Source organism: uncultured Bradyrhizobium sp. (assembly GCF_964252615.1).
Classification (GTDB): Bacteria; Pseudomonadota; Alphaproteobacteria; order Rhizobiales; family Xanthobacteraceae; genus Bradyrhizobium.
In genome coordinates, this window is sequence record NZ_CAXUNQ010000024.1 from 42,080 (window position 1) to 65,755 (window position 23,676).

The window sequence follows — 23,676 nt, forward strand, 5'->3', positions numbered from 1 at the left end:
GGACCGCCATGCGCATCCTCGGTACCCTCGCTTTCCTGATCGGCCTGCTCTGGATCGGCCAGGGCACCGGCATCGTCGCCTGGCCGCAGTCGAGCTTCATGATCAGCCAGATGCAGTGGGCGTATTACGGCGCGGCGCTGGCAGTGGTCGGACTGATCCTGATCTGGCGCGGCTGGCGCTAGATGGAACGCGTCATGGCCGGGCTCGTCCCGGCCATCCACGTCTTTGCTCCACATCAGAAAGAAAGACGTGGATGCCCGGCACAAGGCCGGGCATGACCCTACCATATCCACACATCTCGGCCGTCATTGCCGGGCTTGACCCGGCAATCCATCTCCTTCGAACGACTCTTCCAAAGGTGATGGATACGCCGGTCGAGCCCGCGTATGTCGAGAGGGGCGAATCCAGCACGGCTTGTCCCGGGCATGACGAAGAAAAGCACATTACCCATTGGCACCCTCTTCTTTCGACCTCAGCGGCCGCGTCGCCATTGTCACCGGCGGCAATGGCGGCATTGGGCTCGGCTGGCGCGCACGCCGGCGGCGCGATGGGGCGAGATCGGCGATTTCGCAGGGGTTAGCGGCATTCCTCGCCTCACCCGGCCTGCGGCGAGTGCACATGCTCCGGCCGCACGCCGAGGCCGATAAATCGCGCGGTGATGCCTTGCAGCCACGGCACCGAATTGATGATCCGCGCGGCCAACGGCGGCTTGAGCCGCGCATCGCCCGCCTTCAGCGCGACGCTGATGATGTTGTTCTGTACCATGACCTGCATCGCTTGCGTCATCCGCACCGGAAATTCGCGGCGTTTGCGCACCGCGTCGAGCCCGGATTCGCGCGGGCATCCGCCGGCAAGCTTCGCAGCCAGCAGGTTCGCGGTCGCGACCGCGTCCTGCACCGCGAGGTTGACGCCGACGCCGCCGACCGGCGACATCGCATGCGCGGCGTCGCCGATGCACAACAGTCCGGGCCGGGTCCAGCGCTTCAGCCGGTTGATCGCTACCGTCAGCAGCTTCACATCGTCCCAGGTCTTCACGTCCGATATGCCGGATTGCAGGACCGGCGCCATCCGCACGATCTCGCTGCGCAGCGCATCGAGCCCCCTCGCCTTCACCGCGTCGTACTGGTTCTTGGCGATCACATAGGCGCATTGCCAGTAATCGCCGCGGTCGAACGTCACCATCATCCTGCCGGCCTCGACCCGGGCAAACACGCTTTCGCTTTCGTCTTTCCCCTTGCCGGCGCGAAACCACAGCACATCCATCGGCGCGCCGATTTCCTCGACCGCGAGCGCCGCTTTCTCGCGCACGATGGAATGCCGGCCGTCGCAGGCGACCGTCAGGTCGGCGCGGATTTCGACCGGCCCCTCCGCCGTCTCGGCCTTCACCCCCGCGACCGCGTCCCCGGACCAGATCAGGTCGGTCGCCTCCGCGTTCATCATCACCTTGAGCGAGGCGAAGCGTTTGCCGTGCTCGCGCAAGAAATTGAGAAAATCCCATTGCGGCATGAAGGCGATGAAGGGATATTTTGCGTTCAGGCGGCTGAGATCGGCGATGCGGATCGAACTGCCGCCGAACTGGCCGTCCATCTTCTGCAGCTGCTGATGCGGAAGTTGCAGAAAGCCGTCGATCAGGCCCAGTTCATCCATCACCTGCAAGGTCGACGGATGCACGGTGTCGCCGCGAAAATCCCGAAAGAAGTCGGCATGCTTTTCCAGCACGACGGTGTCGATACCGGCGCGTCCCAGCAGATACCCCAGCATCATCCCGGCGGGCCCGCCGCCGACGATGCAGCAGCGGACGGTCAGCGTGCGCTGCGGTGATCGTTCTGAAAAATGACCGGCGTCCATGATGGCTCTCGCAGGAATGGTAATGCGTCGCTCGATTCGAATGGAGGTTGGGTTCAACCGGACGGGCGGGTAGGAGATCGAACGGTCGCGATAACCGCAGCATAACCTCGATTTAGGCCTGAACATTAAGCTTTTTAACCCGGTCCCGCCCCCGCTCCATTGACTTTGGCCGCTCAGACCCTATGTTCCGCCTCAACGCGGCCCGGAATCGAAACGCGATATCCTGAGTAAGCCGCCTGTCTGCGTGTCCTGACAAATCCCGTGCATGTTTGCGTGCCGTTCCGGGGTTGAGCGCAACAGTTTTTTCCGAGATTCCAAACGGCGGATTCTTGTAGAGGCTCAATGTCTTTTTCCCAACTCGGCTTGTCCGACAAGGTGCTCGCCGCCGTCGCGGCCACCGGCTACACCACGCCCACCCCGATCCAGGAACAAGCGATTCCCCACGTGCTGGCGCGCCGGGACGTCCTCGGCATCGCCCAGACCGGCACCGGCAAGACCGCCGCCTTCGTGCTTCCGATGCTGACCATGCTGGAAAAGGGCCGCGCCAGGGCCCGAATGCCCCGCACCCTCATCCTCGAGCCGACCCGCGAACTCGCCGCGCAGGTGAAGGAGAATTTCGACAAATACGGCGCCGGCCAGAAGCTCAACGTGGCCCTCATCATCGGCGGCGTTTCCTTCGGCGACCAGGACACCAAGCTGACGCGCGGCGTCGACGTCCTGATCGCGACCCCGGGCCGGCTGCTCGATCACACCGAGCGCGGCGGCCTGCTGCTCACCGGCGTCGAACTGCTGGTGATCGACGAAGCCGACCGCATGCTGGACATGGGCTTCATTCCGGACATCGAGCGCATCTGCAAGATGATCCCGTTTACCAGGCAGACGCTGTTCTTCACCGCGACCATGCCGCCCGAAATCCGCCGCATCACCGAAACCTTCCTGCACAATCCCGAAAAAGTCGAAGTTTCGAAACCGGCGACCACTGCCGTCGGCGTGGCCCAGTTCCAGGTCAGCGTCAGCCGCGAGCCTCATGAAAAGCGCGAGACGTTGCGCCGCCTGCTCCGCGACGCCACCGATCTGCAGAACGCGATCATCTTCTGTAACCGCAAGCGTGAGGTCGCCTTGCTGTACAAATCACTGCAGAAGCACGGCTTCAGCGTCGGCGCGCTTCATGGCGACATGGACCAGTCCGCGCGCACCGCGGCTCTCGACCAGTTCCGCAAGGGCGAACTGCCGCTGCTGGTGGCCTCCGACGTTGCCGCGCGCGGTCTTGATATTCCGATCACCAGCCATGTATTCAATTTTGACGTTCCCCACCATGCCGACGATTATGTCCACCGCATTGGCCGCACCGGCCGCGCCGGACGCGCCGGCACCGCGATCACCATCGTCAGCCCGCTGGACTTCAAGTCGATGGCCGCGATCGAAAAGCTGATCGGCCAGGCCATTCCCAAGGTCGAAGGCATTGAAGCCGGCGAGCCGCCGGAAGCGGCCGAGGCGCCGGCCCGTGATGAGGAGCCGGTGCGCAAGCCGAGACGGCGGAACGGCAATCGTGAAGCGAATTTCGGCGCGCCGCGCGAGGGCTCCGGCGAGGGCCGCAAGCCGCGCCGCGAGCGCGGACCCCGCCGCTCCGGCGGCGCTGAGGGCAGCCGCGGCTCACCGCCCCATGTCCAGACCCAACAGCCGGAAGCCCCGTTTACTCCTCCAGCGGCTCCCGCGCCGTCGCAAACCCCATCCATCGGCCGCGCTCAGGCGCCCCGCGCACCGCGTGACACCGCCTCGGAGCCCGCCGATCATTCGCATCTGCCGGCATTTCTGCTGCGTCCGGTCCGCGCCCGGGTCTAAGGCGGACGGACGTTACGGCACCATCCTGCCCTGCGCGCAACGGATAGGCGTGGCGGGGCACACCCGGCCGAACCGAATCATTTACCCCTCGTTCATTCTCGTCCGTTAACTTGGTGGCGATAATTTTAGCTATTGCCGGCCAGGACGACGGGCAGGATGCCCGGATTGGGGACGCAGTGATCAAGGCTCTCGATGAACATGAACGCTCGATGGCGTTCGCGGATGTTGCGCTTGGCCAGATCAAGTCGCTGCGGCAGACCGCGGTGCCGCGCAATTACGAAATCTGGTACGTCTACGCCAGCGGCTACAACGCCCCGCTCAACAAGATCATCAACGAGACGCTGGCGCGCCACGGCAAGCTGACCGAGGCCGACCTCGACCAGATCTACGACACCTACCTTTCGCAGATCAAAACCACCGACCGCATCGACAAGGTCGGGGCGCGGGTGATCAACGAGATCGACGATGTGATGAGCCTCATCACCGACGCGCTCGGCATGTCGGCGAGCTACGACGACAGCCTGTCCGGCGCGAGCCAGAAGCTGTCAGTGGCGAAGAATCGCGATCAGGTCAAAGCGGTGGTCGAACAACTGGTGGTCTCTACGCGCGAGATGCGCGAAACCAACAAGGCCCTGGAAGACCGGCTGACCCTGTCGAAGCAGGAGATCAGCAACCTGCAGCAGAGCCTCGAGGCGATCCGCGCCGAAAGCCTGACCGACCCCCTGACCAGCCTCGGCAACCGCAAATATTTCGATCGCGCCATCGCCGCCGCCGTGCAGAGCGCCGCGGCGAGCGGTGAATCGCTGTCGCTGCTGATGCTCGACATCGACCACTTCAAGTCGTTCAACGACAATTACGGCCACCTCACCGGCGACCAGGTGCTGCGGCTGGTCGGGATGTCGCTGAAACAGACCATCAAGGGCCAGGATATTACCGCACGCTACGGCGGCGAGGAATTCGCCGTGGTGCTTCCCGCTACCGCCCTCCGGCAGGCGCTGACCGTGGCCGACCACATCCGCCGCGCCGTGATGTCGAAGGAACTGAAGAAGAAATCGACCGGCGAGATCCTCGGCCGCGTCACTATTTCGATCGGCGTGTCGATGCTGCAGCCGGGCGACGATACCGATTCCCTGATCGAGCGCGCCGACGCCTGCCTCTACGCCGCCAAGCGCAACGGCCGCAACCGCGTGATCTGCGAATCCGATCCTGAATATTCGGCGGAGATCCAAAGCCAGGTGGCGTGAAGGGTAACACCGATGTCGTCCTCCGCGAAGGCGGCGACCCATAGGCCCAGGATTTTCAGTTGGAATGAGACGTTGCAACAGTCGTTCGTGACCGCGACCACGGTGGTTATGGATCCCCGCCTTCGCGGGGACGACTCGCGGAAAATTGGTGCGCCCTTTTCTTTGTCTTTTTCTTCGTAGACTTCTTCTTGACGACCTTCCCCTTCGCCCGCTTCTTCACCTCTCGTCAGCCCGGCCTTCGCCGGGACGACAACAATCAGTCCTCGACCTTCGCAGCCGTCAGTTGTACCGACTCCCCGCAGCCGCAGGCGCCGGTCTGGTTGGGATTGTTGAAGATGAACTGCGACTGCATCCTGTCGGACTTGTAGTCCATCTCGGTGCCGAGCAGAAACAGCACCGCCTTCGGATCGACCAGGATCTTGACGCCCTTGTCCTCGACGACCTCGTCGGTCGGCTTGACGTCGTGGGCATATTCGACCGTGTAGGACTGGCCGGCGCAGCCGCCATTCTTGATCCCGACCCTGAGACCGACGATCTCGGAATCGGCGCGCTTGGTGAGCTCGGCAATCCGCGCGGCCGCGGCTTCGGTGAGCTTCATCACCTGCGGACGGGGCCGCTTCGGCTTGGCAGGTGTGGTGGAGGCTGGTGTCATGTCAGTCATCTATTCAGTCCTTACGGCACATCAATCCCAAAGCGCGCCATTGCCGGCCTGACCCTACCAGATTCACCCATCTGGTCATATGCGGGCTTGACCCGCGTATCCATCCTTCTTCGCACGAGTCGCTTCGAAGGGATGGACTGCCGGGTCAAGCCCGGCAATGACGGCAGAGATGTGAGCATACGGTAGGGCCTGACCCGGCAGTCCATCATCCTCCTTGAGACTCTTGCGAAGAAGGACGGACGCGCGGTCAAGCCCGCACGACGGCACCTCACCACATATTCAAGACCAGGCGCGCCTCGTCGGTCATGCGGTCCGGCGTCCACGCCGGCTCCCACACGATGTTGACGTTGACCACACCGACGCCGGGGACGCTGGCGACCGCGTTCTCCACCATCTGCGGCATTTCGGCCGCCGCCGGACAGTTCGGCGTCGTCAGCGTCATTTCGACGTCGACGGTACGATCGTCCTTGATGTCGACCTTGTAGATCAGGCCGAGTTCGTAGATATCGGCCGGAATTTCCGGATCGAACACCGTTTTCAGCGCGGCGACGATTTCGCCGCCCAGACGCTCGGTTTCCTCGGGCGCCAGCGCCGAAACGGTTTCCATGTTGGGTTTTGCGATCTCGGCGGTATCGGTCATGAAAACAGCTCCCGGGCCTTGATCAGCGCCTGTGCCAGATGGTCGACTTCTTCGCGGGTATTATACATGCCAAACGAGGCGCGGCACGTCGCGGTGACATTAAATCGTTCCAGCAGCGGCATCACGCAATGGGTGCCGGCGCGTACCGCGATGCCCTGCCGGTCGATCACGGTGGCGACGTCGTGCGGATGGGCGCCTTTCATCTCGAACGAAATCACCGGACCCTTGCCGCGGGCGGTGCCGATCAGCCGCAGCGAATTGATCTCGCGCAGGCGATCCTGCGCGTAGGTCAGCAAATCCTGTTCATGCGCGGCGATGCGCTCCTTGCCGATCGAATTGACGTAGTCGATGGCGGCACCGAGCCCGACCGCCTCCACGATCGCCGGCGTGCCCGCTTCGAACTTGTGCGGCGGATCGCCATAGGTGACCCAGTCCCTTGCGACCTCGCGGATCATTTCGCCGCCGCCATTATAGGGACGCATCGCGGCCAGATGCCTGTGCTTGGCGTAGAGCACGCCGATGCCGGTCGGGCCGTAGAGCTTGTGGCCGGTGAAAACGTAGAAGTCGCAGTCGATGTCCTGTACGTCGATCGCAAGATGCACCGCGGCCTGGCTGCCGTCGACCAGCACCGGAATACCGCGCGCATGCGCCAGCTTCACCACGTCCTTGACCGGCACGACGGTGCCCAGCGCGTTCGACATCTGCGTGATGGCGACCAGTTTTGTGCGATCGGTCAAAAGCTTCTCGAATTCGTCGATCAGGAAATTGCCTTCGTCATCGACAGCCGCCCATTTGATCACGGCGCCGTGGCGTTCGCGCAGGAAATGCCAGGGTACGATGTTGGAATGGTGCTCCATGATCGAGAGCACGATCTCGTCGCCGGCCTTGATATTCGGTTCACCCCATGACGACGCCACCAGATTAATGGCCTCGGTAGCATTGCGGGTGAAGACGATTTCTTCGGATCGCGCCGCGTTCAGGAATGTCGCAACCTTGGCGCGGCCGCCCTCATAAGCTTCGGTCGCCGCGTTGGCGAGATAATGCAGACCCCGGTGCACGTTGGCATATTCGGTCTTGTAGGCCTCGGTCATGCGCTCGAGCACCGCCGTCGGCTTCTGCGCCGATGCCGCGTTGTCCAGATAGACGAGCGGCTTGCCATAGATCTGCAGCGCCAGCGCCGGGAAGTCTTCGCGGACGCGGGCGACGTCATAGCAACCGTTTGAGACCGCAGGATGGGTCATTGCTTGCCTTCACTTCCGATAGCCGTCATTGCGAGCGAAGCGCCGCGCCAATCCAGGTATTCCGCGCCGTCCGGATTGCCTCGCTCTGCTCGCAATGACGGTGCATCATGCTCACCGTCGCGCCGTCAACCAGCGTTCCGCTGCGCCGACCGCCAGTTCGCGCAAATTGTCGTTGACGATGGACTCGATCGCCTCGCCGACGAACGCCTGAATCAACAGCGCCTGCGCTTCTTTCTCGGAAAGTCCGCGCGCGCGCAGATAGAACAACAAGCTTGCGTCCAGCGCCCCGGTGGTGGCGCCGTGGCCGCAGGTAACGTCGTCGGCAAAAATTTCCAGTTCGGGCTTGTTGTCGGCTTCGGCCTCGTCGGACAACAAAAGCGCCCGCGTCATCATCTTGGCGTCGGTCTTCTGCGCTTTCGGCTGCACGATGATGCGGCCCTGGAATACCGAGTGGCCGCGATCGTCGACGACGCTGCGAAAAATCTCGCGGCTCGCGCAATGCGGCACCGCGTGGTCCATGTACAGCGTGGTGTCGGCATGCTGGCGGCCGTTGAGCAGGTTGACGCCGTTGGTTCCCACCTGCGCGCCCTCGCCTGCAAATGCGATCCTGGCCTGGTAGCGGCTGACGCCGGCGCCCGAGGTCATGCCGAACGTATTGAAATGCGCATGCGCGCCAAGGGTCACCGTGGATGAGGAAATATTGAAGGCCGCGCGGCTGTCCTCGATCAAACGGACATGGTCGAGCCGCGCGTTGTCGCCGATGAAGACCAGCAGCGAATCGTGGACCTGATAAATCCCGGCGCCATCCACCGCGATATAGCTTTCCACCAGGGTGGCACCGGCGGACTTGCCTATCGTCAGCAACGATCGGGTGAACATCGCCGAGGGCGCGCCGCCGGCGATATGGACGATGTGCAGCGGCCGGGTCAGCATCGCGCCGTCGGCCACCTCGATCACCAGCCCGTCGGTCATCATCGCCGAATTCAGCGCCACCATCGGGTCGGAATTATCGGGCGAAAGCAATTGCGCATGCAGCGCTGAATCGCCGGATTCCAGCACCTCCTGCACGGTGCGGATGGCAAGACCCTGTTCCAGACCGGCGAGGTCGGACAGTTTCGGCGCGAAGACGCCATCCACCAGGACCAGCTTGCGCACGCCATCGATGGCATGAAGCTGCAGGGCCGCGCCGGCGCGGGCGAGTGCGGCCGCATCGGGGGCCGCCGCCGACGGCAGCACCTCGCGCATCAGCGCGCGCAGGTCGGTGTATTTCCATTCCTCGATTCGCCGGTGCGGCAGGCCGGCGCGCTCATAGGCCTCAAACGCGAGCTTACGCGCGTCCGCGACCTTTCCCGCGCCGGGCAGCCTGTCCCGGGCCACGGCGAAGAGATCGCCCAAGGCGCGTCCGGTTTCCGTTTTTGCCAAAGCCAAATTCATACCACAAACCCTTCAGCCGTCATGGCCGGGCTCGTCCCGGCCATCCACGTCTTGGACACGCCGGAACAGAGGACGTGGATGCACGGGACGAGCCCGGGCATGACGATCGGGAATGGTGCGGTCTGCCGCATCACGCTGCGTCTTCGAACTGCGCATAGCCGGACCGTTCCAGCTCAAGCGCCAGCTCCTTCGCCCCGCTCTTCACCACGCGGCCTTTCGACATCACATGCACGACGTCCGGGACGATGTAATTCAGCAGCCGCTGGTAGTGCGTGATCACCACCATGGCGCGGTCCGGCGAGCGCAGCGCGTTGACGCCATCGGCCGCAACCCGCAGCGCGTCGATATCGAGTCCGGAATCCATTTCGTCCAGGATGCACAGGCTCGGCTCGAACAGCGCCATCTGCAAGATCTCGTTGCGCTTCTTCTCGCCGCCTGAAAACCCGACATTGACGCCGCGGCGCAGCATGTCCTGCGGAATGTTGAGGGAGGCCGCGACCTGGCGCACCTTCTTCAGGAAATCCGGCGTGGAAAACTCGCTCTCGCCGCGGGCCTTGCGCTGCGCATTCAATGCGGTGCGCAGGAACGTCATGGTGGCGACGCCGGGGATTTCCACCGGATACTGGAATGCGAGGAATACGCCTTTGGCGGCGCGCTCGTCCGGCGCCATCGCCAGCAGGTCCTCGCCCTGGAACAGCAGTTCGCCCGAGGTCACTTCATACCCGGGCTTGCCGGCCACCACGTGGCTCAGCGTCGACTTGCCGGAGCCGTTCGGCCCCATGATCGCATGCACTTCACCTTTGTTCACGGTAAGCGACAGCCCGTGGAGAATCTCGCGCTCCTCGACACGGACGTGCAGGTTTTTGACTTCGAGCAGTGGCATTCGTTCTTTCCTCTTGCGGCATCCTGAGGTGCGCGCCACTTCTGCGGCGCGCCTCGAAGGATGCTGTCTCAATCCTGGCCATCCTTCGAGACGGCCGCCTTGCGGCCTCCTCAGGATGACGGCTGGTTATCCAACCGACCCCTCTAGCGAAATCGAGATCAGCTTCTGCGCCTCGACCGCGAACTCCATCGGCAGCTGCTGCAGCACGTCCTTGACAAAGCCGTTGACGACGAGGCCGACCGCTTCTTCCTGGTTCAGCCCGCGCTGCACGCAGTAGAACAGCACGTCCTCGGAAATCTTCGACGTGGTGGCTTCGTGCTCGAACAGCGCCGACGAATTCTTCGCCTCGATATAGGGCACGGTATGCGCGCCGCATTTGTCGCCGATCAGCAGCGAATCGCAGGCGGTGAAGTTGCGCGCGCCGGTCGCCTTGCGATGCGCGGTGACGAGGCCGCGATAGGTGTTCTGCGAGACGCCCGCGGCGATGCCTTTGGAGATGATCCGGCTGGTGGTGTTCTTGCCGAGGTGAATCATCTTGGTGCCGGAATCGACCTGCTGGTGGCCGTTCGAAATCGCGATCGAATAGAATTCGCCGCGCGAATTGTCGCCGCGCAGGATGCAGCTCGGATATTTCCAGGTGATCGCGGAGCCGGTTTCGACCTGGGTCCAGGAAATCTTCGAATTGTTGCCGCGGCAATCCCCGCGCTTGGTGACGAAATTGTAGATGCCGCCCTTGCCTTCGGAATTGCCGGGATACCAGTTCTGAACCGTCGAATACTTGATTTCGGCGTCGTCATGGGTGACCAGTTCGACCACCGCGGCGTGCAGCTGGTTCTCGTCGCGCTGCGGAGCGGTGCAGCCTTCGAGGTAGCTGACATAGGCGCCGTTGTCGGCGATGATCAGGGTGCGCTCGAACTGGCCGGTGTTGCGCTCGTTGATGCGGAAATAGGTCGACAGCTCCATCGGACAGCGCACCCCCGGCGGCACATAAACGAACGAGCCGTCGGAAAACACCGCCGAATTCAGGGTCGCGAAATAGTTGTCCGAGGTCGGCACCACCGTGCCGAGATACTTCTGCACCAGTTCGGGATGCTCCCGGATCGCTTCCGAGATCGGCATAAAGATCACGCCGGCCTGCTTCAGTTCCTTCTGAAACGTGGTCGCGACCGAAACCGAATCGAACACGGCATCGACGGCGATGCGGCGCTCGCCTTCAGGGCGGACAACGCCTGCCAGCATTTCCTGCTCGCGCAGGGGAATGCCGAGCTTTTCGTACGTCCTGAGAATCTCCGGATCGACCTCGTCGAGCGAGGCCAGTTCCTTCTTCTTCGGCGCCGAGTAGTAATACAGATCCTGATAGTCGATCTTCGGGTAATGGACCCGGGCCCATGCCGGCTCCTTCATGGTGAGCCAGCGGCGATAGGCCTCCAGCCGCCACTCGAGCATCCAGCCCGGTTCGTTCTTCTTTGCCGAAATGAAACGGACAGTCTCTTCCGACAGCCCGCGCGGGGCCTTGTCGGACTCTATAACCGTTTCGAATCCATATCGATATTGGTCGACATCGATCCGGCGAACCCGGTCGACTGTCTCTTGCACGGCCGCCATTATTATCCTCAGCTCGCGGTTTCAAGGACCGCGGTGAATCAATTCGAAGCTTGACACTATCAACGACGACACGCGCTTAGAACCGTTCAAGCTGTGTTTCGTCGTTCTCTTTAAGTAATGCACTTGCGAGCTTTCGCCAAGCCTCCAGGCACCGATCAATGTCGGCTTCCGTGGTCGAGCAGCCCAGACTGAGACGCACCCCTCCTTTTGCCAGCCCGGGACCAGCCCCCATCGCCTGCAGCACATGGGACGGCTGTACCTTGCCGGAGGAGCAGGCGGAACCGGACGATACCGCGATACCTTCAAGGTCGAAACCGATCACGACGGTTTCCGCCTTCATGCCGGGAACCGCAAATAAGGTGGTATTAGGCAAGCGCGGCACATTTTCACAGAACACAAAAAGGCCTGGGGTTTGCCGCAACCCGGTCTCAAGGCGGATGCGGAGGTTTTCCATCCTGTTCCTGGCGTCGTCGAGCGACGTCGTGGCCGCCTTCGCCGCGGCTCCAAAACCGGCGATGCCCGGCACGTTCTCGGTCCCGGCCCGCCGCCCCAGCTCCTGCCCGCCGCCGCGGATCGAGGCTTCGAGACCGCTTACGGCTCCCGTCAGCACAAGCGCGCCCGTACCCTTCGGACCGCCGATCTTGTGCGCAGAAACCGATATAAGATCGGCCTGTACTTCCTTGATATCGAATGATGTTTTTCCAAAAGATTGAACTGCGTCGACATGCAGCAAACCACCCGCGCGATGGACGATATCCGCAATTTCCGTGACCGGCTGCAACGCGCCGGTTTCATTGTTGGCTGACATGACAGATACCAGCGCCGGCGGACTAGCGGCCACCATATCGCGCAGACGATCGAGGTCAGCGACCCCCGATTTGGTAACGTCGAGCGTTTCGATTGCGTCGCGCCGGAATCGGCCACCGGCGAGTACCGATGCGTGTTCGATCGTAGCAACTATCAACCTGTTGACCGGTAAACCGGAATTTCGTTGGAGCCGCGGCGTCAATGCGAGCGAGTTCGCCTCGGTAGCGCCTGACGTGAAAATGACGTGTCGGGCGTCGGCGCCGAGCGCCGCCGCCACGGCCACCCTCGCATCCTCCACCATTTTCCGCGAGGCCCGCCCCTCGGCATGGACTGAGGAGGGATTGCCGCTCAGATCCCAGGCGGCGGCCATTGCCGCCCGGGCTTCGGGCCGCAGCGGCGCCGTCGCATTCCAGTCGAGATAGACCCGGTCGAATGCCAACGATGGATTACCTCCGTCCAGGCGTTGCAGCGCCGGGTTCCGCGCTTTCGGCCCCGGCGGCCCTTGTTCAAGATGCTTGCTTTTTGCCCCGCGCCCTATGTTAGAACGCGGCCTCGAGTTCACCAAGCGCCGTTCGAGCCAAGCTCAACGACCCCGATCGGCCCGCTTAATCGCGGCGTTTCATCCGCCGACAGCCGGATGAGCCCGGTGCAGGCCGGTCGACTGCCTAAGGATCATCGATGCCCGAAGTCATTTTCACCGGCCCCGCAGGCCGTCTCGAAGGCCGCTATCACCCGGCAAAACAAAAGAATGCGCCGATCGCGATGGTGCTGCATCCGCATCCGCAGTTTGCCGGGACCATGAATCACCAGATCATCTACCAGTGCTATTATGCCTTCGTGCATCGCGGGTTTTCGGTGCTGCGCTTCAATTTTCGCGGCGTCGGCCGCAGCCAGGGTTCGTTCGATCACGGCACCGGAGAACTCTCCGACGCCGCATCCGCGCTCGATTGGGCGCAGACCATCAATCCGGAAGCCCGCGCGTGCTGGGTGGCGGGATTTTCGTTCGGTGCCTGGATCGGCATGCAGCTTCTGATGCGCCGCCCCGAGGTGGAGGGATTCATATCGATCGCGCCCCCCGCCAACCTGTACGACTTCTCGTTCCTGGCACCCTGCCCGTCCTCGGGCCTGATCGTTCACGGCGAGAAGGATGCCGTAGTGCCGCCCAAGGACGTCAACACGCTGGTCGAAAAGCTGAAGACCCAGAAAGGCATCGTCATCGACCAGCAGATCATTCCCGGCGCCAACCACTTCTTTGACGGCAAGCTGCAGCCGCTGATGGAATCGGTGACCGGCTATCTCGACATGCGGCTTGCCAACGTGCGCTAGGCGGCACGCGGTTGATTGAGAATCTTAGCGCTTGATCAGGGCCGCGCGATCAGGCCACCAGTCATGGGGATCGGCACCCCCGTGGTCGCGGGATAGCTCAGCGGCAAACCTTTCAGCCCTCGCGCCGCGAGGAAACCGAAGGCCTGCGCCTCGATGGCATCCGCCGACCAGCCCAGCGCATCGGCAGCCTCCACGCTCACCGGCGCCAGGCGCTCGCGCAGCATCCTGAGCATGGTTCGATTGCGCGCGCCGCCGCCGGCGATGATCCAGCTTCGCGGCGGTTTTGGCAGCAACGGAACGATGCGGGCGATGGCCGCCGCCGTGAACGCCGTCAAGGTTGCGGCGCCGTCCGCGGGCGAAACATCCCGCAGTTCCAGTGCCGCAAACTCGTTACGGTCGAGCGATTTGGGCGGCGGCAGCGCGAAGAACGGATGCTGCAGGGCCCGCGCCACCCACGCTTCGTCGACGGCCCCCTGCGCCGCCATGCGGCCCTCGCAATCGAACGGCTGGCCAAGGGTACGGAACATGAAATCGTCAAGCAGGGCGTTGCCCGGCCCGGTATCGCAGGCGATCAGGATGTCGGCGCCGTCAATGTAGGTGATGTTGGAAACGCCGCCGATATTGACGACGACTAGCGGTCCGTCGCGCTCCAGCGACTGGGCCAGCGCGCGATGATAGACCGGAACGAACGGCGCGCCCTGCCCGCCGGCGGCGACATCGGCCGCGCGGAAATCGTGCATGACGGGAATATGGATCGCTTTCGCCAGCGCCGTCGCGTCGCCGATCTGGACGGTCATTCTTTGCGCGGGCCGATGCAGCACGGTCTGACCGTGAAATCCAACGATATCGATATTTTGGCGGACGATGTGATGCTGCGCGGTGAAGGCGGCAACGGCTTCGGCATGCGCCAGCGTGACCGCGCGCTCGGCTTCGCGCAGGATTCCGGGGCGGGCGTCGCGTTGCGAGAGGTTCACGGCCTCTGCCAGCGCCTGACGCAGCAGGCCGCGTTCGCCTTCGGTGTAGGCCCGATATCCGGAAGGCCCGAACGCCCTCACCCGCTTGCCATCGGTTTCGATCAAAGCGACATCGACCCCGTCGAGCGAGGTCCCGCTCATCAAACCTATCGCCGTCATCATCATGGTGTCGGCACTCTTGGGGTCGTCTGCCGTCGACGTCCAACTTGTGTCAAACATGCACATCTTATAATGCCACAGGGCGCCGCAGCGCGGCAGCCCAACTGCGGCCGGGCCGAAATTGTGTAGAAACAGCGTGAAATAACAATGATCAGAGTCGCACACAAATGACTGCATTTAAATCCGATTTCCTGAATGTTTTACAGGATCGCGGCTTCATCCAGCAGATTTCGGACCCGCAGTCGCTCGACGCGCTCGCTGCCAGGCGCGAACTCGTTGCCTATATCGGCTTCGATTGCACGGCGCCTTCGCTCCACGTCGGCTCGATGGTTCAGATCATGTGCCTGTACTGGCTGCAGCAGACCGGCAACAAGCCGATCGCACTGATGGGGGGCGGCACCACGCGGGTTGGCGACCCGTCAGGTAAGGACGAGACGCGCAAAATCCTGTCGATCGAAGACATCGAGCGCAACAAGGACGGCATCAAGCAGGTGTTCTCGCATTTCCTGACCTTCGGCGCCGGGAAGTCGGACGCCGTCATGCCGGATAATGCAGAATGGCTGACCAAACTGAACTGGATCGAGATGCTGCGTGATATCGGACGGCATTTCTCGGTCAATCGCATGCTGGCGATGGATTCGGTGAAGCTCAGGCTCGAGCGCGACCAGGAAATGAGTTTTATCGAATTCAACTACATGATCCTGCAGGCCTACGACTACGCCGTCCTGAACCGGCGCTATGACTGCCGCCTCCAGATGGGCGGCTCCGATCAATGGGGCAATATCGTCAACGGCATCGATCTCGGTCGCCGCATGGGCACGCCGCAGCTCCATGCGCTGACGACGCCGCTGATCACGACGGCGAACGGCGAGAAGATGGGAAAGACGGCCGGCGGCGCGGTCTGGCTTAACGCCGACCTTAAGAGTCCTTACGAATACTGGCAGTTCTGGCGCAATACCGCCGATGCCGACGTAGCGCGATTCCTGAAATTGTTCACCACGCTGCCGCTGGGCGAAATCGGACGGCTGGCGGCTCTGCGGGGGGCTGAAATCAACGAGGCAAAAAAAGCCCTCGCCGACGCAGCAACAGCGCTTCTGCATGGCGCCGAAGCGGCCAAGGCCGCCTCCGAGACGGCGCGGCAAACCTTCGAGGAAGGCGCCATCGCGGTCAGCCTGCCGACCTGTTCGATAGCCCATGGCGATCTCGAGGGCGGCATGGTCGGTGTCCTTAATGCTTTTGTGACGGCTGGCCTTGTCGGATCCAACGGCGAGGCGCGGCGACAGATCAAAGGCGGCGGTCTTCGCGTCAATGATGCCGCGGTGACGGATGAGAAGATGGTGCTGACGCCGGCGCACCTCACGCCGGAAGGCGTGATCAAACTCTCCATCGGCAAGAAGCGCCACGTCCTGCTCAAGCCTGCATAGCCGTATTCGCTCAAAGCCACTGTTCTTTGCCGCGGAAAGGCGCTCCATGACTCTCATGGATCAGGATTCCGCCATCGCAGGCACGGCTTCCCAACCGCCGGTTCGTACCGCCCTCCACGTGCTTGCGCTGTGCTTTGCGTTATCCGTGCTCGGCCGCGGCCTTGTCGAGAGCTTCACCGTTTTCCTGCTGCCGATCTCCGAAAACTTCGGCTGGGACCGGGCCAGGGTGGTTTCGATCTATTCATTGTCTGCGCTGGCGGCAGGCCTGGCCGCTCCCCTTGCCGGCCGGCTGTTCGACCGTTCCGGCCCGCGTCTCGTCTATGCGGCAGGCCTTATTCTGCTCGGCAGCGCTTTCCTGATTGCAGCCACCGCCCGACAACTCTGGCATTTTCAGTTAACCCTCGGGCTCGGGGTCGGCATCGGTGCCGCGCTGATCGGCAACGTGCCCAATTCGATCCTGCTGGGCCGCTGGTTCGGTCCGCGACTGCCGGCCGCCATGGCGGTGGTTTACTCGGCGACCGGTGCCGGCGTGCTGGTATTATTGCCGTTGTCGCAGGTATTGATCGACCATTTCGGCTGGCGCGGCGCTTACCGGATTTTCGGCTGCGCCGCGCTGATCGTGACGGCGCCGGTGCTGTTGCTCCCGTGGCGGCGGTTCTCGTCGGGTTCGCCAACGATCGCCAAAAGCACCTCGGCCGATTTTGTCGATGAAGGCTGGACCCTGCTGACCGCCATGCGTCATCACGCGTTCTGGGCTCTTTTCTCGACTTTCTTTTTCACCGCGATCGGGATGTACGCCATCGCGGCTCAGGTCGTGGCCTACCTGATCGACGCCGGATTTCCGCCGCTGCAAGCCGCGACCGCGTGGGGATTCAGTGGCGTCGTGCTGTTGTTCGGAATGCTCGGCATCAGCTGGCTTGACGGCATCATCGGCAGGCGGCCATCGGTTTTGTTCAGCTACGCTCTGTCCATCGCCGGCATCGTCATGCTCTGGTCGCTGCAATGGTATCCGAACGTCTGGCTGCTGACGGGTTTCGTGGTGTGCTTCGGCAGCATGATCGGCTCGCGCGGCCCCCTGCTCACGGCAACCGCGATGAAGATCTTTCGCGGCAAGCACGTCGGAACCATCTACGGCGCCATCACTTTCGGCAGCGGCCTGGGGTCCGCGTTCGGCTCTTGGAGCGGAGGCCTCATTCACGATCTCGGCCACAGCTACAACCCGCTGATCGCGTTTGCCCTGGTCGCCGTGGTGTTGGGGATGATCCCGTTTCTGGTGGTGCCGGCGCTGCGGCGCTAGCCAAGTGCGACGGCCTCAGTTCTGCCCGGGAAGCTCGACCGGGTTGTATTGTTTGCCGGTATTGAATTCGAAGATTTTCCTGAGCACGCCGGGCGCCATCGCGGAAATCGGGTTGACGCGGAGCACCGGCTGACCAAGCGTGCCCACAACTTCATAGGTAACTCCGATCAGGCCTTCATTGCTGCCGCCTCCGAGGAACAGGCCGACAATCGGAATTTGGCCGAAGATGTTGTTCAGCCCGTACATCGGAACGAACGTGCCGCTCATGCGGACCTGGTTGCCGGAGTCGATGCTGCCCTCGATGGTGCCGCCGATGGTGGGACCCTTCACCACGCCTTCCCGCACCACGAGCTGCCCGTTCTGCCGGGTAAATTCTGCCCGCATCCGGGAAAATGCGACGCCATTCTGCGCTCCGCCCGAACCGCCCGCGGCAACCCGGTCGAGAGAGCCCTCGCCCTTGATGGTGAAATCCCGGATGTTGATAAGTCCCTCTTTTGCGTGCGGCTCGACGGTCGGCGGCTCCATCGCGAGCGCCAGTTGTCCGCCGGAGATCTTGGCATAGGTGTCGGTAAAGCGGAAAAACGCGCCGGCATCGTTGGTCTCGAGATAGACGACCTCGCGGCCCTGGCCGCGGCCCCGCAAATCGCCGGTCAGCGGCGTGTCGCGCCCAAGCTTGCCGCTGAGCGCCAAATTCCGGATTGCCCCGTTGCGCCTGGACATCTTGATATCGACGCTGCGCACCGCTTCGCCATTATACCCGGCCACCGCGCCCAGCTTCACATCGACATCGAAATCGTAATTCCTGGCTTTGGCTTTGGCGTCGGCCTCCCTGCCGGAGATGGCGGATTTGATGAAGCCGCGGCCGTCGAATACGTCGCCACGCATGGTGACCTTCAGCGTGCCGTCGGCGGCCCGCTCCGCCTTCAGCGAGGTTTTGTCACCTTCGGACGGAGCATAGGTCGGGAAATTCGCATTGACCACATCGCCGTTCTGATCGACCTCGATCGATCCCTTGATAAGGACGCCGCCGCCGTCGACGACAATGTCCTCCAGCCGCGTCGATTGCTGTTTCTGCACCACGTTGAACACCGCCCGGCTCGCCTTGCCAGGCAGCTTGGTCCATCCGGGCAGGATATTATCGAGCTTCAGGGCGGTCAGATCGGCGTCGATGCCCATGCGACTGTCGCGATCCGGGCCACCGATCTTGCCGGTCAGCTTGATTGGAATTGCGCCCGATACGGCCGGGCCGAGATCGAAGCCGAGCCGCGCCCGGCTCGCATCATCGAGCGAGGCCTGCAACTTGATATCGGCGTCGCCGTCGTTCGGCTTGCGATAATCGAGCGTGGCCGCCTGTCCGTTGATCCGGACATCGCCCTTGACCTGATAGCCCTGGTTATTGGCGATGACCTTCAGCGTATTCGCCTCCAGTTTCTGATTCATCACCAGCCGATCGGCGGCAAATCCGCTGAGATCCGCGGTAATTGCATAGGTCGTGTCGGCCTTGGTGAGTTCGCGCTTGATCGGCAAGCCAAACGAGACCTGGGCCGCGACCTTTCCTTGACTGGTATTTGGATCGATCAGGGTGCCGGAGAATTCGCTCAGGCGGTCGGAGGCGAGAATTTCCGCGGCCGCCGGTACCGGGCCGTCGACCCGGAATTTTACGCGCGCCGGCGCCGGCTTAGGCGCCATGTCCGGCACTTCGAAGACAACATCGCTGATGTTGAGCTTGCGCCCGCCGGTCGTATCCACCGCGGCTTGTCCGATCGTCACCGTCGCGGTCCGACCGGTGACGCGAGCCTTCAGGTCAGCGTCGCGCACCACCAGCGGCAAATTATCCACCGGCCGCAATGTCACATTGCTGGCCAGGATATTGACCGCCAGACCGTCATCCGGAATCGGCGGCCCGCGCCGGGACAAGTTTCGCACGGGCGAGTTGACGCCCACTTCGATGCGCTGCAGCGAGCCGCGATCGATGCGCTCGATCACCCATTCGCGCACCTCGGGCACCACCAGGACCGGCCATATGCGCTTGAGCGCGGACGCCGACATCGGCGTTCCTGCAAATCCAAGCGTGAGGCGCGGTTCCGATGCGTAATCGACGCTGCCGGTTCCGGCGATTCCGATTTCACCGTTGCTGATGTCGGCCTGGGTCAGCACAACGCGCCGGTTGTCGGTGTCAAAGCGCAGGCCGATGGCGATTCGGTTGAAAATAAGCGGTGGCTCCCCGTCGATCCCTGCCAGAACGATGGTGCCGCCGCTCAGGCCCAACTGCCAGTCGCGCGTGCTGTCGTTGGGCGGCTCGAGGTGAGCCAGCAGGGTCACACGGTTCGGCCCGGAAATGATCTTGAATGGCGCGACCAGCACGCGCCGTGACGAATCCCATTCGACATTCATTTCGGCCGCATCGATGGCCATCGGATAATCCGGCGTATCGCTGTCGGTGACGTGCCCCGCGCCGGCGACGATCTTGCCGCGGAAATAGGTCGGCAGGCCGTCCCGCCCGAGTTCGCCTTTCAGTTCGCCGCTGATCGGCAAATCCGCGCTGTAGGTCACGTCCTTCATCCGCAGCGCCAGCAGAATGTTCGCGGTCGAAACCTTGTCGGCGCGGATATCGATGGATCGAACGCCGTTCGCGGGGGGGCCAACGACGACGTGAAGCGACCAGGCGTGCTTGCCGTCTTCGCCGACGCTCAGGGCGACGCCGCCGCCGCTCGGCCGGCGCAGATTGAGCGTGATATTGTCGAAATTCCACTTATTGCCGCGCTGCTGGTCGTCGACGGTGAGGTTTCCGTTCTTCAGGCCTATTTCGTTGAGGTTCTGGCCGTCCAGGCCGGTCAGGCTCAGACTGTCGAGCCAGTCGAGGCCGGCAAGCAATCCGCTGACCGACTCGCGCCTGTCGGCTGGCGCCGCGGCTCCCGATGAATTGCCCGATGATGGCGATGCTGGTCCGACCGGCAAAGACGGCATATCGGATCGCCGCGTAGACGCCACGCCGGTGGCCAGCGGGCGGGCGGTGTCACCGGTCGATACGGTGACCTGACCGTCTGGCGTGATGCGCACCGCAAGTTCGGCGTCGACCAGATTAAGGCTTTCAGCGCGAAGCCGCCCTGTCAGCAACGCGGTGCCGGACAGTTTCACTTCGGCCTTCGGCGCGGTCGCGACAATGACATGATCGCGATCGCGGACGACGATGTCGCGGATGCGTACGGCAACGCGGACCCGGCCGGCGCGTTCGATCTGGGTGCCACCCACCTCAACGGTGTTACCGTGGCCGATATTTTCCTCGATCGCCGCCGCCAACCATGGCGTCGCGATGTCGAGATTGATCGGACCGGCGCCCAGCCGCCACCACAACCCTCCGAAACATCCCCCGAAAATGACCAGCAGGACCGCAGCGGCAATGGCGAGCCGTTTCACCCAGCGCCCGCCGGCGAGCCGGCGGCGCAATGCACCGATGTTGTCGCCGATTCGATGTAAACCGGAATTCGAGTTCGACAACAGCCGCCGCGCACGGTGGCCCGCGGCCTCGTCCTGATCCCAAGCGGCATCATCCCATTGCGAAGGTGGGTCGTCGGTCGGTACGTTCAACGGGTCCGGCGGCTCGTTTCTTGCCATTGCCTCTCGGTGCTGGCGTTGATGGTGCGATTGATCGCCGTCAGGATCATGCGCGTCGATGCTTAGCGAGCGCTCCCGTGCCGGCATCGCTGCCAATCCCTGGTTAAAACTGTTACTCGTCATCCGGCCCATGGAGCAGTTCAACAGGAACGGGGACGGGTGGTGGCGTAGAATCCGTTGTAACCATACTCCGGGGCCGGCAGATTTGCCCAGCGCGACCACCTCGGCTCCAACCGCCGGGGCTGGACCCGCAATACCGTATTGATTGACCCGCTGAAAGCGACGAAAGGAAGGCGTATGTCCAAGAAAACGCGCAAGAAATCCCCCAAGACGCCCTCCAGAACGGCGGCAAAGCCAGCGGCCAAAAGGCCCCCCGCCGGAGTCGGCCGAACGGTTGCGAAGACACCCGCCAAGAAATCGGTCACGAAACCGGCGACAGCATCGCACAAGGCCGCGTCGAAAAAGTTAAAAGTGACAGCGCCGCAAAAATCCGCCGCACCGACGACCGCCGGATTGCAGCCCACCGCCACAAAACCGGCGACCGAACATCCTTCGATCGAGAAATTACCGGCGCCACCGGCCGCCGCAGTGCCTGGCAAAGCCGCCGCTTTGAAGGAAGGTTTCAAGGCTCCCGCTTTCCAGCTTCCGCGCGACGGCGGAAACGGCATATCACTAGCCGATTATTCCGGGCGAAAGCTCGTAATCTTCTTTTACCCGCGTGCCGACACGCCGGGCTGCACCAAGGAGGCCATCGACTTCACGCGACTGTCCGGCGCATTCGCCGATAGTCAGACTGCCGTGCTCGGCGTATCAGCCGACCCGTTGAAAGCTCAGGAAGCATTCCGCGACAAGCATCAGTTGTCTTTTCCCCTGGTTTCAGACGAGCAGCACGAAATGCTGGAGGCCTATGGAGTCTGGGGAGAAAAGTCCATGTACGGCAAGACTTTCCTTGGCATTGTTCGCACGACGGTTCTGATCGGTGCCGACGGCCGTGTCGCAAAAATCTGGCGCAACGTGAAAGTCGACGGTCATGCCGACGAAGTGCTGGCGGCCGCGCAAGCCTTGTAATTGCGCGGTCCCGTTCTCCAAAAATTAACCATGAGAGGGTCAAATCACCGCGCAAGTTGAGCCGAACGGAGTTTGTTTCCGACCGGCGCGGGAGTGCCGATGTCGTATCGTTTGGGTGACAATTCCGAGCTTCCTCAACACCATGCGCACGATCATGGACGGCCGCCTTCCCGGCGTCCGGCGGCCTCCGGCGCTCGCCCGCAATCCGGCGAGAACGGCTATACCATCGTTCACGCCGGCAAGCAGGTGCGGTTCGGGCCCGTGGTGTTCTGGATCGTCGTCGGCACGGTCACCGTTCTCGGCGCATGGTCGGCCGCAACCGCGACCTATTTCGCATTCCGCGACGACGTGCTGACGCGGTTGATCGCGCGGCAGGCCGACATGCAATACGCCTACGAAGACCGCATCGCCGAACTACGCGCCAAGGTTGACCGCACCACCAGCCGTCAGTTGCTCGATCAGGAGCAGTTCGACCAGAAGCTCGATCAGATCATGCGCCGGCAGACGACGCTGGAGTCCCGCGCCACGGCGTTGAGTGCGATTCCGGACGCATCGATCACGGGATCGGTCAAACCGCCACGTGGGGCTGCAGCCTCCGACACCGGTTCTTCGGGCATTCCAAAGCCCTCGCCGATCAACGACACCGTGATTTTCGTCGCGCCTCCGGACCGCGAAGCCCGGCTGGAATCCCGAACCCCGCCGGTCCTCAACGCGCAGCCGAACCATTTCGCAAAAATCCAGGGCGTCGACAACGTCCTGGTACGCCTGCAAACCTCCCTCGACCACGTCGAAAGCCGTCAGATGGCGGCGCTGAGTTCTGTCGAAGAGGGAATGGAATCGCGGGTTCGCCGCATGCGCGGCGTGATCACCGATCTCGGCCTCGATATGGCGCAGTTGGAAGCCGCGACACCCCGGTCGGGCATGGGTGGCCCGTATGTCCCGGTTAAGCTTCCCGCCGATGCGGGAGCATTCGAGCGCCAGCTTTATCGCATCAATATTACCCGCGCCCAGGTCGAACGCCTGAACCGGACGCTGACGCTGGTGCCCTATCGCAAACCGGTGATCGGCGAAGTCGAATTCACATCGGGCTTCGGTGTCCGAAGCGATCCGTTCCTGGGCCGGCCCGCAATGCATACCGGTCTGGATTTCCGCGCTTCGATGGGCGATCCGGTGCGCGCGACGGCCAACGGGAAAGTCGTCTCGTCGGGATGGGCGGGCGGTTATGGCCGCATGGTGGAGATCGACCACGGCAATGGACTGGCAACCCGCTATGGCCATATGTCGGAAATCAACGTCAGGGTTGGCGACCAGATCAGAATCGGACAGGTGATCGGCGCCGTCGGGTCGACCGGACGTTCCACCGGACCGCATCTGCATTACGAAACCCGGATCGATGGCGACGCGGTCGATCCGCAAAAATTCCTGCGTGCTGGCGTGCGGCTTAGCGCCGGCTAGCCCCGGGCGCGATGCAGCGCTCTTCGCGCGTCGCAGAACCGCAGGGCAAAGCGGCGTTCACGTACTTGTGAATGTATACCTATCCCCACCTCTCCAAGCTCGCTTATGCTGACCGTGTCCTGCCCCACTACAGGGGCGCTCGCGAACGTCACG

At 62.9% G+C, this 23,676-nt stretch carries 18 protein-coding genes; 8 read left to right on the top strand and 10 right to left on the bottom strand.

Annotated elements, in window-relative coordinates; all coding sequences use genetic code 11:
* Positions 1-8 precede the first annotated feature (8 nt).
* Positions 9-182 carry a hypothetical protein gene (locus ACFE72_RS14065; protein ID WP_375413714.1) on the top strand — a complete coding sequence of 58 codons (174 nt, stop codon included), beginning with the start codon at positions 9-11 and terminating at the stop codon, positions 180-182.
* Between the two features lie 412 nt (positions 183-594).
* On the opposite strand, the gene ACFE72_RS14070 is transcribed toward ACFE72_RS14065, so the two are convergent.
* Entirely contained in the window at positions 595-1,848 is a 1,254-nt protein-coding gene (locus ACFE72_RS14070; protein WP_375413715.1) for an FAD-dependent oxidoreductase, read from the bottom strand.
* A gap of 342 nt (positions 1,849-2,190) precedes the next feature.
* On the opposite strand from ACFE72_RS14070, the gene ACFE72_RS14075 reads away from it, so the two are divergent.
* Both ACFE72_RS14075 and ACFE72_RS14080 read left to right on the top strand, forming a co-directional pair.
* Complete coding sequence (locus ACFE72_RS14075) at positions 2,191-3,690, top strand: DEAD/DEAH box helicase (RefSeq protein WP_375413716.1); 1,500 nt, start codon at positions 2,191-2,193, stop codon at positions 3,688-3,690.
* 176 nt (positions 3,691-3,866) lie between these two features.
* The gene (locus tag ACFE72_RS14080; RefSeq protein WP_375413717.1) at positions 3,867-4,934 is read left to right on the top strand and encodes a GGDEF domain-containing protein; all 1,068 of its coding nucleotides are present in this window, start codon (positions 3,867-3,869) and stop codon (positions 4,932-4,934) included.
* Between the two features lie 256 nt (positions 4,935-5,190).
* Here the strand turns inward: ACFE72_RS14080 and ACFE72_RS14085 are convergent, their stop codons facing one another.
* From ACFE72_RS14085 to ACFE72_RS14115, 7 genes are all read right to left on the bottom strand, one after another.
* Positions 5,191-5,595, bottom strand: coding sequence for a HesB/IscA family protein (locus ACFE72_RS14085; RefSeq protein ID WP_375413718.1), 405 nt, complete (start codon positions 5,593-5,595; stop codon positions 5,191-5,193).
* Positions 5,596-5,863: 268 nt separating this feature from the next.
* Positions 5,864-6,235 (bottom strand): SUF system Fe-S cluster assembly protein, encoded by a 372-nt coding sequence (locus tag ACFE72_RS14090; protein ID WP_375413719.1) that lies wholly within the window; start codon positions 6,233-6,235, stop codon positions 5,864-5,866.
* Positions 6,232-7,476 carry a cysteine desulfurase gene (locus tag ACFE72_RS14095; RefSeq protein ID WP_375413720.1) on the bottom strand — a complete coding sequence of 415 codons (1,245 nt, stop codon included), beginning with the start codon at positions 7,474-7,476 and terminating at the stop codon, positions 6,232-6,234. Before ACFE72_RS14095 ends, ACFE72_RS14090 begins: the two co-directional genes overlap by 4 nt.
* Before the next feature lie 111 nt (positions 7,477-7,587).
* Entirely contained in the window at positions 7,588-8,910 is a 1,323-nt protein-coding gene (sufD, locus tag ACFE72_RS14100) for a Fe-S cluster assembly protein SufD (protein ID WP_375413721.1), read from the bottom strand.
* A gap of 130 nt (positions 8,911-9,040) precedes the next feature.
* Entirely contained in the window at positions 9,041-9,793 is a 753-nt protein-coding gene (gene sufC, locus ACFE72_RS14105; RefSeq protein WP_375413722.1) for a Fe-S cluster assembly ATPase SufC, read from the bottom strand.
* Between the two features lie 126 nt (positions 9,794-9,919).
* Complete coding sequence (gene sufB, locus ACFE72_RS14110) at positions 9,920-11,398, bottom strand: Fe-S cluster assembly protein SufB (protein ID WP_375413723.1); 1,479 nt, start codon at positions 11,396-11,398, stop codon at positions 9,920-9,922.
* Positions 11,399-11,474: 76 nt separating this feature from the next.
* On the bottom strand, positions 11,475-12,575 hold the full coding sequence (locus ACFE72_RS14115; RefSeq protein ID WP_375413724.1) for a cysteine desulfurase family protein: 1,101 nt from the start codon (positions 12,573-12,575) through the stop codon (positions 11,475-11,477).
* Positions 12,576-12,883: 308 nt separating this feature from the next.
* On the opposite strand from ACFE72_RS14115, the gene ACFE72_RS14120 reads away from it, so the two are divergent.
* Positions 12,884-13,531 carry an alpha/beta hydrolase gene (locus tag ACFE72_RS14120; protein ID WP_375413725.1) on the top strand — a complete coding sequence of 216 codons (648 nt, stop codon included), beginning with the start codon at positions 12,884-12,886 and terminating at the stop codon, positions 13,529-13,531.
* A gap of 35 nt (positions 13,532-13,566) precedes the next feature.
* Here ACFE72_RS14120 and ACFE72_RS14125 read toward each other — a convergent pair whose 3' ends face one another.
* Complete coding sequence (locus ACFE72_RS14125) at positions 13,567-14,670, bottom strand: anhydro-N-acetylmuramic acid kinase (RefSeq protein WP_375413732.1); 1,104 nt, start codon at positions 14,668-14,670, stop codon at positions 13,567-13,569.
* Between the two features lie 161 nt (positions 14,671-14,831).
* On the opposite strand from ACFE72_RS14125, the gene tyrS reads away from it, so the two are divergent.
* Entirely contained in the window at positions 14,832-16,088 is a 1,257-nt protein-coding gene (gene tyrS, locus ACFE72_RS14130) for a tyrosine--tRNA ligase (RefSeq protein ID WP_375413726.1), read from the top strand.
* A 46-nt stretch (positions 16,089-16,134) separates the two neighbouring features.
* The gene (locus ACFE72_RS14135) at positions 16,135-17,385 is read left to right on the top strand and encodes an MFS transporter (RefSeq protein ID WP_375413727.1); all 1,251 of its coding nucleotides are present in this window, start codon (positions 16,135-16,137) and stop codon (positions 17,383-17,385) included.
* 15 nt (positions 17,386-17,400) lie between these two features.
* Here ACFE72_RS14135 and ACFE72_RS14140 read toward each other — a convergent pair whose 3' ends face one another.
* Entirely contained in the window at positions 17,401-21,087 is a 3,687-nt protein-coding gene (locus ACFE72_RS14140) for a DUF3971 domain-containing protein (RefSeq protein ID WP_375413728.1), read from the bottom strand.
* Positions 21,088-21,297: 210 nt separating this feature from the next.
* Here ACFE72_RS14140 and ACFE72_RS14145 point away from each other — a divergent pair, with 210 nt between their 5' ends.
* Positions 21,298-22,068, top strand: coding sequence for a redoxin domain-containing protein (locus ACFE72_RS14145; RefSeq protein WP_375413733.1), 771 nt, complete (start codon positions 21,298-21,300; stop codon positions 22,066-22,068).
* A gap of 99 nt (positions 22,069-22,167) precedes the next feature.
* Positions 22,168-23,523 carry a M23 family metallopeptidase gene (locus tag ACFE72_RS14150; RefSeq protein ID WP_375413729.1) on the top strand — a complete coding sequence of 452 codons (1,356 nt, stop codon included), beginning with the start codon at positions 22,168-22,170 and terminating at the stop codon, positions 23,521-23,523.
* The last annotated feature ends 153 nt before the right edge of the window (positions 23,524-23,676 follow it).

What these genes read in the sequence shown, in the direction of transcription:
- ACFE72_RS14065 (WP_375413714.1), top strand. Translation starts at nt 9, where the DNA reads ATGCGCATCCTCGGTACCCTCGCTTTCCTGATCGGCCTGCTCTGGATC.
- ACFE72_RS14070 (WP_375413715.1), bottom strand. Translation starts at nt 1,848, where the DNA reads ATGGACGCCGGTCATTTTTCAGAACGATCACCGCAGCGCACGCTGACC.
- ACFE72_RS14075 (WP_375413716.1), top strand. Translation starts at nt 2,191, where the DNA reads ATGTCTTTTTCCCAACTCGGCTTGTCCGACAAGGTGCTCGCCGCCGTC.
- ACFE72_RS14085 (WP_375413718.1), bottom strand. Translation starts at nt 5,595, where the DNA reads ATGACTGACATGACACCAGCCTCCACCACACCTGCCAAGCCGAAGCGG.
- ACFE72_RS14090 (WP_375413719.1), bottom strand. Translation starts at nt 6,235, where the DNA reads ATGACCGATACCGCCGAGATCGCAAAACCCAACATGGAAACCGTTTCG.
- ACFE72_RS14095 (WP_375413720.1), bottom strand. Translation starts at nt 7,476, where the DNA reads ATGACCCATCCTGCGGTCTCAAACGGTTGCTATGACGTCGCCCGCGTC.
- sufD (WP_375413721.1), bottom strand. Translation starts at nt 8,910, where the DNA reads ATGAATTTGGCTTTGGCAAAAACGGAAACCGGACGCGCCTTGGGCGAT.
- sufC (WP_375413722.1), bottom strand. Translation starts at nt 9,793, where the DNA reads ATGCCACTGCTCGAAGTCAAAAACCTGCACGTCCGTGTCGAGGAGCGC.
- sufB (WP_375413723.1), bottom strand. Translation starts at nt 11,398, where the DNA reads ATGGCGGCCGTGCAAGAGACAGTCGACCGGGTTCGCCGGATCGATGTC.
- ACFE72_RS14115 (WP_375413724.1), bottom strand. Translation starts at nt 12,575, where the DNA reads ATGGCCGCCGCCTGGGATCTGAGCGGCAATCCCTCCTCAGTCCATGCC.
- ACFE72_RS14120 (WP_375413725.1), top strand. Translation starts at nt 12,884, where the DNA reads ATGCCCGAAGTCATTTTCACCGGCCCCGCAGGCCGTCTCGAAGGCCGC.
- ACFE72_RS14125 (WP_375413732.1), bottom strand. Translation starts at nt 14,670, where the DNA reads ATGATGATGACGGCGATAGGTTTGATGAGCGGGACCTCGCTCGACGGG.
- tyrS (WP_375413726.1), top strand. Translation starts at nt 14,832, where the DNA reads ATGACTGCATTTAAATCCGATTTCCTGAATGTTTTACAGGATCGCGGC.
- ACFE72_RS14135 (WP_375413727.1), top strand. Translation starts at nt 16,135, where the DNA reads ATGACTCTCATGGATCAGGATTCCGCCATCGCAGGCACGGCTTCCCAA.
- ACFE72_RS14140 (WP_375413728.1), bottom strand. Translation starts at nt 21,087, where the DNA reads ATGCCGGCACGGGAGCGCTCGCTAAGCATCGACGCGCATGATCCTGAC.
- ACFE72_RS14145 (WP_375413733.1), top strand. Translation starts at nt 21,298, where the DNA reads ATGTCCAAGAAAACGCGCAAGAAATCCCCCAAGACGCCCTCCAGAACG.
- ACFE72_RS14150 (WP_375413729.1), top strand. Translation starts at nt 22,168, where the DNA reads ATGTCGTATCGTTTGGGTGACAATTCCGAGCTTCCTCAACACCATGCG.